This is a genomic window from Paeniglutamicibacter terrestris (assembly GCF_012271785.1).
In the GTDB taxonomy this organism is placed as follows: Bacteria; Actinomycetota; Actinomycetes; order Actinomycetales; family Micrococcaceae; genus Paeniglutamicibacter; species Paeniglutamicibacter terrestris.
The window spans coordinates 106643-117119 of the sequence record NZ_JAAWVT010000011.1 but is presented as its reverse complement, the minus strand read 5'-3'; the positions used below and the strand labels follow the sequence as shown (position 1 = coordinate 117119).

Below are 10477 nucleotides of genomic sequence, written 5' to 3'. Positions count from 1 at the left end.
GACAATTCTGAGGAACGAGGCCGGCATCGAGCCATGCGGCCAAATTGTTCATCGTGAACCACGACGCGCCCAATATCACTAATCGACGTAATTTATATTTCTGGGCTCTTGGCGCTCGCTCCTGGCGTGGATTCCTTTGTCCTCCACTTTGCTCCCTAATGCTCGGGGTGAACCCTCCACTAGTCACGAGCTCACGCGGAAAACCCACGTGAAATGGCGGATTCCCGCAGATGGTGATGTGCCCTTCGTCACGGCACCCTTTCTGGGAGTTTGATCTGAATCTAAAACCCTCCACCCCGCACCACGGCTCGTATGCCCCGGAAAATCAACAGTTTTCGCTAGATTTTCACCGCAAAATGCCGAATCGTTCGTTGACAGTGGAGGCTTGTGGAGTAAAGTGGAGCGAAATAGAGGGAAATGGAGCAAAATGCTTCTTCTAGCCGGAAGGCGGTAGGTATGTTCCTCGGAACGTATACCCCGCGTCTGGATGAGAAGGGGCGTTTGATCCTCCCGGCCAAGTATCGGGACGAATTAGCCAATGGTTTAGTTCTGACGCGAGGCCAGGAACGTTGTATTTACGTCTTTAGCCAACGTGAGTTTGAGAAGCAGCATGAGCAAATGAGCCAGGCGCCGATCTCTTCACGACAGGCACGAGACTATGCGCGTGTTTTCCTCTCCGGTGCTTCGGATGAATTGCCGGATAAGCAGGGGCGGGTCACCATTCCGTCAATGCTTCGTTCATATGCGGGGCTGGACCGAGAGGTTACAGTGATCGGCGCGGGCAACCGAGTCGAGATTTGGGATTCCACGGCGTGGAATACCTACCTCGTTGAGCAGGAGAACGTGTTCTCCGAAACGGACGACGAAGCACTTCCGGGCTAAATAGTTACCAACACGGTGACTCAAGGCTCAACAGTGGCTTGGACGAGATCTCCAGCCGCCCGTGCAACGCGCATCCTGACTCCACTTCCCCGGAGCCAGGCTGGGTGGACGCGGGTCGGAGGGGGATCTGGTCTCAGCCAAAACTATAGGTAGTAGGCCCACGCGAAAGGGGGAGCGGTGAACTTAGACGGATCCGCAGATCGGCCAACATCCGAACGCCACGTTCCGGTGTTGCTCGAACGTTGCGTAGGGCTTTTGGCGGACGGTATCGAGGCAGGCATTGCCGCCCGTGGCCGTGCGGTTGTTGTGGACTGCACCTTGGGGATGGGTGGGCATTCTGAAGCACTCCTCCAGCGTTTCCCCGATCTGCACCTCATCGGGTTGGATCGCGACGAGCAGGCCTTGGCCCTGGCTGGGGCACGCTTGGCTGGATTTGCCGAGCGCACCGACCTGGTCCACGCAATCTATGACGAGATCGCCGATGTCGTCGCCGATTTGGGCTTTGACGGTATTGACGGAGTGCTCTTCGACCTCGGGGTTTCTTCCCTGCAGCTAGACGAGCGGGACCGCGGCTTCGCCTATTCCTACGACGCTCCGTTGGATATGCGTATGGATACCTCGCAAGGGCCCACCGCCGCAGACATTGTTAATGAGTACAGCGAAACCGAATTGGTCCGCATTATCCGCGCTTGGGGCGAGGAAAAGTTCGCCGGGCGTATCGCCTCTTCCATCGTTGAAGCTCGCAAGCTCAAGCCCTTCAGCACCACCGAAGAACTCGTAACGGCTATTCGATCCGTGGTTCCGGCAGCTGCCGCACGCACCGGGGGACACCCCGCCAAGCGGACATTCCAGGCACTTCGCATTGAAGTCAACGAGGAACTCGATGTGTTGGATCGAGCCATCCCCGCTGCCATGGGCGCACTGCACGTTGGTGGCCGGGTTGTGGTGATGAGTTATCACTCGTTGGAGGACAAGATCACCAAGCGGCACTTCGCCGCCGGTTCAAAATCCTCGGCACCCGCTGGCTTCCCCGTGGAGCTGGAAGAACACAAGGCGCAATTCAAGGTCCTCACCCGAGGAACCGAAAAGCCAACTGACCAAGAAATCGCAGAAAACTCGCGGGCAGCTTCAGCAAAGCTGCGAGCCGTGGAACGCATCCTTAAGAGGAGCTGAGAATGAGCAACCGGACCCCCAGCCGCGTACGTTCGCGCGTTATCGAACATCCGGCAACGCAGGGTGCCAATGCGCTCAGCCATGCCCCGCGACCCATCCCAGCCTCACGTCCGGAAGAATCTACCGCCAAGAGCCGCACGACGCTCTCGGTGGTCCCGGAGATCGGTTCCTCGCGACGGATTCCCTTCCTTGTCACCATCCTTGGTTTGGTTATTGCCTCGGTTGTTGCGGTTCTGCTCATCAACGTCGCCATTGCCAACGGCCAGTACACGGCGGTGGATCTGCGCGGACAGGAACGTTCCCTCTCCCAGGAAAACGAGGCATTGCGTCAGAAGGCGTTGTACCTCGAAGCTCCTCAGGTGGTAGCCGCAAAGGCTGAAAAATTAGGCATGGTGAAACCGGGAGCCCCCGCGGCCATCAACATTGAGTCGGGAAAGGTCTCTGGCACTCCGACAGCGGCCAAAAAGCCCGACGCTGATGCCAAAGCAAGCAATGTTTCCCTCAACTCTCCGGTCAAACCCGAGCCGCCAGTGGAAAAAGTTGTTTCCGCGCCCATCGTTCAGCCGGCACCGGCTCCCGTTGCCGCCGAAGTGCCTGCCAGTGAGCCTGAGGCAGTCGAACAGCCTGCCACCGCGCAAGAGGCAACCAAGAGCATCGTAAGCGAGCCATCCGAGCAGGCCGGCAACGATAAGCGTCCTGACTTTTCCGCGGCCGAGCTCAACGGGGGAACAATTCCCGCTCCGAGCTTGAAGACCCCGGGGCAGTAGAAACCCAGACTTGAACCGTCCACCAACCACCTAGAGCACCACCAACCCACGCCCGGTATGAGCTGAGGACCGCATGTCAAAATTATCCCCAACCACCACCGGAGCAACGCATCCACGCTTGCGCATGGTTTTAGGCATTGCATTGGTGCTTTTGTTGGCCATTGGTGGGCGGTTGTTTTTTGTCCAATCACTCAACGCCAAGGCCGTCGCTGCAGCAGCTGTTGATAACCGCACACGGGTCCAAGAAACCCAGCCCAAGCGTGGACAGATCCTTGACGCAAGCGGTGCCATCATGGCCACCAGTGTTGACCGTTATGACTTGGTTGTTGACCAACGCAAAGTCGAGGCGGCCAAGCCGATCGTGCGCGCCCCCATCTCCGGCGGCGCCAAGCGTGAAACGGTTTCCGTTGAACAGACGGTGACCGAGTTGGCGGACATCCTCAACCAAGACGTCGCCACGGTGCGCAACGCGGTGGTGGCCGCGGAGGGAGCAAAACCCAACGCCTACTCCGTTGTTGCCAAGGGCGTGACTCCCGAGGTGCGTAACGCGGCCATGGAACTGGGTATCCGCACCCTAACCGGCCAATTGCGCAGCGAACGCCAGTACCCCAACGGGGTGGTCGCCGGTCCGGTCCTGGGATTCGTGAAGAACTCCGATAACCAAGAAACCCATGTGGGTGCCGAAGGCCTTGAACTGAGCCAAAACGATCATTTAACCGGAGAAGCCGGAACCAAAACCTACGAGGTTGGTGCCGACGGCGTCAGAATCCCGGTGGCCGAGACGACCGAAGTTCCGGCAGTTGACGGCCAAGACGTGAAGCTCACGCTCGACAGCGACATCAACTTCATCGCTCAAGAAGCGGCGTTGAAGAAGCAGAAGCAGTTTAATGCCGAATGGGTCTCGGTCCTGGTCACCGAGGTGAAGACAGGTCGCATCATCGCCATCGGGGACTCGAACCAGATGGACCCCAACGACCCCAGCGCGACCGAAGGCAAATTTCGCACCTCGGCGTCAATCACCCAAGCCTTTGAGCCCGGCTCCACCGGCAAGATGGCCACCTTTGCCTCCGCGTTAGAGGAGGGCGTGGTCAAACCCACCGACGCCTTCAGGGTCCCGAATGCCTACAAGATCAACAACGAAGTCATCAACGACTCAAAAAAGCACACCACCTATGACATGACGGCCGCGGGCATCTTCGCTCGCTCATACAACACCGGTACCGTGATGATCGGCAACAAGATGAGCAACGAGACTCGCTTCAACTACTTGAAGAAGCTTGGCATCGGTTCGGCCATCGACATCGGCCTCGGCGGTGCCAGCAAGGGCATCTTAGCCCCGGCTGACGACTGGGAACGGCGCCAGCAGTACGCGATCATGTTTGGTCAGGGCTACACTCAGACTGCACTTCATACGGCACAAATCGCCCAAACCATCGCCAATGGTGGGGTTCGCATCCCTCCGACGCTGATCGATTCCTACATCAATCCCGATGGAAGCATCGAGAAACCTGCCGCACCAAAGAGTGAGCGTGTTTTCTCCAAGGCGACCACCGATCAGATGCTCAGGATGATGGAAACCGTGGTCTTGGAGGGCACTGGCACTAAGATGGCTGTGTCCGGTTACCGCGTTGGCGGTAAATCGGGCACCGGCCAAGCTGCTGGCGAATCCGGCGGATACGACGGATATACCAGCTCGTTTGCCGGTGTGGCTCCACTGGATGACCCCCAGTTTGCCGTCGTGGTGACCATGTATCGTCCGAAGGGCGACTGGATCTCCTGGAGCGTCGGTGACACCTTCAGCGAAGTCATGGGCAAGACCCTTAATGCCTACAACGTTGCTCCGAGCGATTCGAAGCCCAACGGCTACAAAGTGTTCATCGGATCCGAACAAAAGAAATCTTGGTAATGCCTGAAGCACTCTCCCCCCGGGCGGCCGAAGCGCTGCTTCGCCCCACCCGAGCAACCAACACACCACTGAACGCCATGCTCGAGTACCTGCATGAAACCGGACGTGGGGCCACAGTCGTTGGCGACGGTCGACTAGGTGTCACCGGGGTCTGCCTCGACTCTCGTGCCGTATTGCCGGGAGACCTGTACGTCGGCGCCCCCGGGGCTCGTTTCCACGGGGCACAGTTTGCCCAGGATGCGGCTCGCGCCGGGGCCACGGCGATCCTCACCGATGAGGAGGGAGCGGCAGCCGCCTCAGCGCTGGGGCTTCCGATGCTGCTGGTTGATGCTCCGCGTGAAGTCATCGGCGAAATATCCGCGCTGGTTTATGGGACAGATGAAAAATGCCCCGAGCTCTTTGGCCTGACCGGAACCAACGGCAAGACCACCACCAGCTACATGATCCGTTCGGTGCTCCGCGCCCTGGGCAAGGAAACGGGCTTGGTGGGAACCATTGAAATTTCCGCCGGCCAAACCCCGATTCCCAGCATTCTCACCACCCCGGAGGCACCCCAGCTGCACGGGTTGATGTCACGGATGCGCGAGTTGGGCGTTAACGCCGCCACCATGGAGGTCTCCTCCCACTCGCTGGCCTACCACCGGGTGGACGGTCTACGCTTCGCCGTCTCCGGCTTCACCAACTTGACCCAGGACCATCTTGATCTGCACGGGTCGATGGAGGAGTACTTCGGTATCAAGGCGATGCTCTTTGACTTAGAACGTAGCGACCGAGCCGTCGTCATCGTTGATGATCACTGGGGCAGCAAAATGGCGGCGCACGCCACCGCAGAGGTCTTGACGCTATCCACCGGCACCGAGGTCGTTGAAGCCGACTGGGCCGTGAGGGATGTACGTCCGGCCGGTCTGGGACACCACTTCACCCTGAGCGGGCCGAATGGACTTCGACTCACCGCGAAGACCGGGCTCCCGGGAGACTTTAATATCTCCAACGCCGCGCTGGCCATTCTCATGGTGCTGGCCTCCGGCGTTGATCCGCTGACGCTGCAGCAGGCACTGGATCAAGCGGATCCCCTCACCGTAGAGGTCCCCGGGCGCATGCAGGTCATCGCGTCGGAACCGGCCGCCATCGTTGACTTCGCCCATAACCCCGACGCCCTGGCCCGGGCACTATCCTCGGTGCGCCGTGACGAGGAAGGATCACGCGTCTTCGTGGTCTTCGGAGCCACCGGTGAACGTGACGCCACCAAACGCCCGATCATGGGTGCGGTGGCCGCCCAGCACGCCGATGTGGTCATTGTCACCGACGATGATCCGCACTCCGAAGACCCGGCACCGATCCGCGCGGCGTTGGTCGCGGGCGCACGCGCTGAGATCGACGCTCACGGCCTCACCGCTGTCGTACACGAGATCTACCCGCGCGCCGCCGCAATCGCCGCAGCGGTGGCCATGGCGGGGGAGAAGGACACTATTTTGGTGGCCGGACGAGGCCACGAAGTCTTCCAAGAGGTCATGGGTGTGAACCTTGAGCTTGATGACCGTGAGGAATTGCGCCATGCCCTGCGCGCCAATGGCTTCACGCCCCTGGGCTCGTCCTCCGATTCCTTCGAACCAACGGATGAAGGGTAAAGTCCTAGGTGCCATGATTGATCTTCTTTCCGCCGAAATCGCCGAAATTACTGGCGGGCGACTCACTTCAACGGCTAGCGCCGACCAACTTATTCGCGGAGTCGATACCGACTCGCGATCCTGTGAAACCGGATGGCTTTTTGTAGCCAAGCCGGGGGAGTCCTCAGATGGACACCACTTCATCGGATCGGCCATGAGTAGGGGCGCCGTGCTGGCCCTTGCCGAGCACGAAACCCACGCCGAGGACGGATCCGTTCACCCGGCCATCATCGTCCCCGATGCCGTCATCGCCATGGGGCACCTGGCCGCGGCCATCGTGGCCCGGCTTAAAGCCTCCAATTCCCTGCGTGTAATCGGCATTACCGGTTCGGCCGGCAAGACCACCACCAAGGACCTGTTGGCCTCCCTGCTCTCGCAGCTGGGTCCGACGGTTGCCCCGGTGGGTTCCTACAATGGCGAAGTCGGCGTACCGCTGACCGTCTTCCGGGCCACCTCCGAAACCAAGTACCTGGTGGTTGAGATGGGTGCCACCGGTGTGGGACACATTGCCTACCTCACCGAGATGGTGAAGCCCGAAGTGGGTGTGGTGCTCGGAGTCGGTTCGGCACACGCCGGAGAATTCGGCGGTATTGCGAACATCGCCAAGGCCAAGGGCGAAATGGTTGAATCGCTGTCCCCCGACGGACTTGCGGTGCTCAACCTCGATGACAATTTGGTGTCTGCCATGTCCTCGCGGACCAACGCCGTGGTGCGTAACTTTGGTGTGCAACGCACCAACGACGCCACCGCCGTGGGCGTTTGGGCCCAGGGCCTCGAGGTCAATGCGGAGGGTCACCCAGAATTTACCCTGGTCTTCGCCGATCACTCGTCGCACCGAATCACCTCCGGCCTGATCGGCCGCCACCACGTGACCAATATTCTTGCCGCGGCCACCGTCGCGGAATACCTCGGTGTGCCCCCCGCTATCATCGCCGCGACGTTGCAGGGCCTTGGCCCGGCCAGCCGCTGGCGGATGGAACGCTTTGAGCGCGCCGACGGGGTGAGCATCATCAATGATGCCTACAACGCCAACCCAGATTCGATGCGCGCAGCGCTTCGCACCCTGGCCGAACTTGGCCTGCCGGACGCGACGGGCAAAACTCGACGCACCTGGGCGGTGCTGGGCGAAATGCTTGAACTGGGTGATGAGTCACGGCACGAACACGACCTACTGGGTCGTGTTGCCGTCCGCATGAACATCAAGAAGCTGCTGGTCATCGGCCGCGGTGCCAAGTTGGCCTACAACTCTGCGGTGCTCGAGGGCAGCTGGGGAGACGAGGCCTACTACGCCGAGGACATCGAGGATGCAACACAAATCCTGACGGAGAATCTTCTTCCCGGGGACATCGTGCTTTTCAAATCGTCCAATGGCTCCGGCCTGCGGCACCTAGGCGATGCCATCGCCGGAATCAATAGCGGTGTTACCACCGCAGAGGGAGGTTCGGCACTGTGATTGCCCTCATCATCGGATCCGGCATCGCCATGGTTTTCACCATGGTCATGATGCCGCTATTTATCCGCCTACTGACGCTTAAGCAATACGGTCAGGTCGTCCGCGACGACGGACCAACCAGCCACGCGACGAAGTCTGGCACGCCCACCATGGGCGGAGTCATCATCATCGCCGCGGTGATCCTGAGCTACTTCATCACCCACGGGCTGCTGGCCCTGTTGGGTCGGCCCAGCGCCGGAGTGAGCGCCAGCGGGTTGCTGGTGCTGTTGCTCTTTGCCGGCATGGGACTCGTTGGCTTCCTTGATGACTTCATCAAGATCGCCAAGAAACGCTCGCTGGGACTGCGTGCCTGGCAGAAGATCGTGCTGCAGGCAGTGGTGGGCATCGGATTCGCCGTACTGGCGCTGAATTTCCCTAACGCTCAGGGACTGACTCCCGCCTCCACGGCAATCTCCTTCTTGCGCGACACCTCCATCGATCTGGCCTTCGCCGGACCGCTGTTTGGCTTGATCCTCTTTGTGCTGTGGTCCAACCTCATCGTCACCGCCACCACTAACGGTGTGAACCTCACCGACGGTCTGGACGGGCTGGCCACCGGCGCCGCCATCATGGTCTTTGGCGCCTACACACTCATCGGTATCTGGCAGCAGAATCAGGCTTGCGGTATCCATGAGGCGAAAAACGTTTGTTACACAGTGCGTGACCCCATGGATTTGGCGCTGCTCGGTGCGATCTTCTGTGGCGCGTTGATCGGCTTCCTCTGGTGGAATGCCAAACCGGCAAAGATCTTCATGGGTGACACCGGATCCTTGGCCATCGGCGGCGCGATTGCCGCCTTCGCCATCCTCTCGCGCACGCAGATTTTGCTGCTCGTGTTGGCCGGACTCTTCGTGATTATCGCCCTTTCGGTGATCATTCAGGTCGGCTTCTTCAAGCTCTCCGGCGGCAAACGCGTCTTTAAGATGGCACCGCTGCAGCACCACTTTGAACTCTCCGGCTGGGCCGAGGAGAACGTGGTGGTACGGTTCTGGATTCTTGGTGGGCTCTTTGTTGCCGCGGGTCTGGGCATCTTCTACTCCGAATGGGTCGTGGCACTCTAATGCTTAACAACCTTGATCACCTCACGCGCTGGGAATCTGACTGGAAGGGACTGCGGGTAGTTGTCGCAGGCCTGGGCCTCTCCGGGTTCTCTGCCGCCGATACCTTGATCGAACTCGGCGCCCACGTTGTGGTCATCGACGGCGCTGACACCGAAGTCAACCAATCACGGGGCGAGACCCTGAAGATCGTCGGAGCCACCGATGTGCTGCTCGGTGCAGCGCACCTTGATGAGCTGCCGCTGATCAACGGGCTGGCACCGCAACTGCTGATTGCCTCTCCGGGCTGGAATCCGCGCCAGCCACTGCTGGTGGCAGCGGCACAAGCCGGGATCGAGATCTGGGGCGACGTTGAGCTGGCCTGGCGCGTGCGCGAAAAAGAGGGCCGCAAGCTCGCCGAGTGGGTAGTGATCACCGGGACCAACGGCAAGACCACCACCGTGTCCATGACCGAAGCGATCTTCCAAGCCGCGGGACTGCGGGCCATTGCCGCGGGCAACGTGGGTACCCCAATTCTTGATGCCATCCGTGACCCCGAGGGGTTCGACGTGATCGCCGTGGAGCTTTCGTCCTTCCAACTGCATTACACCCACACCATGTCCCCGCTGGCCTCCGTGGTGCTGAACATCGCCGAGGACCACGTGGATTGGCACGGTGGGTTTGAGTTCTACAAGGCCGACAAGGCCAAAATTTATGAGCGCACCCGGGTTGCGGCGATCTACAACGCCGAGGAACCCGTGGTTGAGGCCATGGTCGAAAATGCCGACGTGACCGAAGGCTGCCGCGCCATCGGCTTCACCACTAACGTTCCCGGACTGAGTATGGTGGGTGTGGTGGATGGACTGCTAGTTGACCGCGCCTTTATCGAGGACCGGAAGAATTCGGCCGCGGAGCTGATTGCCCTTGACCAGATGGGTGAGGTGGTTCCGCGGCACACCGCGTCGAACGCCGCAGCCGCAGCCGCCTTGGCCCGAGCCTTTGGGGTTGAACCGGAGGCCGTGGCCAAGGGATTAAGTTCCTTCGATTCGGGAGATCACCGCATTCAGGCCGTCGCCCGCCGCGATGACGTGCTCTGGATCAATGATTCCAAGGCCACCAACCCGCACGCAGCAAACGCCGCGTTGGGTGCCTTCTCCTCGGTGGTGTGGATCGCCGGAGGGCTGTCCAAGGGTGTGGAATACGACGAACTTGTCACCGCCCACGTCAAGCGCCTCAAAGCGGTGATCGTCATCGGAACCGACACCGCAGCATTGCTCGGTGCCCTGCAGCGACACGCGCCGCAAGTACCGGTGATCATGGCCGAGGTGCGCGAAACTGGTGTGGAGACGGCAACAGGATCCGCCGCGGCCAAGGATGGCTCAGCAGTCATGGCGCAGGCCGTGAAACGAGCTGCCGAGGTTGCCACGGCGGGGGACACCGTGCTGATGGCTCCGGCGGCAGCATCCATGGACCAATTCACTTCATACGCACAACGCGGAAATGCTTTCATCGACGCGGTACGCGCGTTAATGGAGGAAGAAACTAGCTAAGGA

The 10477-nt window shown here is 60.3% G+C and carries 8 protein-coding genes; all 8 read left to right on the top strand.

Going from position 1 to position 10477, the window contains the following annotated elements; genetic code table 11:
• Positions 1 to 456: 456 nt before the first annotated feature.
• The 8 genes from mraZ (at position 457) to murD (ending at position 10474) form a co-directional block, all read left to right on the top strand.
• A complete protein-coding gene (mraZ, locus tag HED64_RS17530) occupies positions 457 to 882 on the top strand; it encodes a division/cell wall cluster transcriptional repressor MraZ (protein WP_132364807.1) in 426 nt (141 codons plus the stop codon).
• Between the two features lie 177 nt (positions 883 to 1059).
• The gene (gene rsmH / locus HED64_RS17525; RefSeq protein WP_132364809.1) at positions 1060 to 2055 is read left to right on the top strand and encodes a 16S rRNA (cytosine(1402)-N(4))-methyltransferase RsmH; all 996 of its coding nucleotides are present in this window, start codon (positions 1060 to 1062) and stop codon (positions 2053 to 2055) included.
• Positions 2056 to 2057: 2 nt separating this feature from the next.
• Entirely contained in the window at positions 2058 to 2822 is a 765-nt protein-coding gene (gene ftsL, locus HED64_RS17520) for a cell division protein FtsL (RefSeq protein ID WP_168153265.1), read from the top strand.
• A gap of 73 nt (positions 2823 to 2895) precedes the next feature.
• A complete protein-coding gene (locus HED64_RS17515; protein ID WP_168153264.1) occupies positions 2896 to 4728 on the top strand; it encodes a peptidoglycan D,D-transpeptidase FtsI family protein in 1833 nt (610 codons plus the stop codon).
• Positions 4728 to 6356 (top strand): UDP-N-acetylmuramoyl-L-alanyl-D-glutamate--2,6-diaminopimelate ligase, encoded by a 1629-nt coding sequence (locus HED64_RS17510; protein WP_168153263.1) that lies wholly within the window; start codon positions 4728 to 4730, stop codon positions 6354 to 6356. The genes HED64_RS17515 and HED64_RS17510 overlap by 1 nt, the downstream gene beginning before the upstream one ends.
• A gap of 13 nt (positions 6357 to 6369) precedes the next feature.
• Positions 6370 to 7848, top strand: a complete 1479-nt coding sequence (locus tag HED64_RS17505; protein ID WP_168153262.1) for a UDP-N-acetylmuramoyl-tripeptide--D-alanyl-D-alanine ligase — start codon at positions 6370 to 6372, stop codon at positions 7846 to 7848.
• Complete coding sequence (gene mraY / locus HED64_RS17500; RefSeq protein WP_168153261.1) at positions 7845 to 8948, top strand: phospho-N-acetylmuramoyl-pentapeptide-transferase; 1104 nt, start codon at positions 7845 to 7847, stop codon at positions 8946 to 8948. The genes HED64_RS17505 and mraY overlap by 4 nt, the downstream gene beginning before the upstream one ends.
• Complete coding sequence (gene murD / locus HED64_RS17495; protein ID WP_245326074.1) at positions 8948 to 10474, top strand: UDP-N-acetylmuramoyl-L-alanine--D-glutamate ligase; 1527 nt, start codon at positions 8948 to 8950, stop codon at positions 10472 to 10474. Before mraY ends, murD begins: the two co-directional genes overlap by 1 nt.
• Positions 10475 to 10477: the final 3 nt, after the last annotated feature.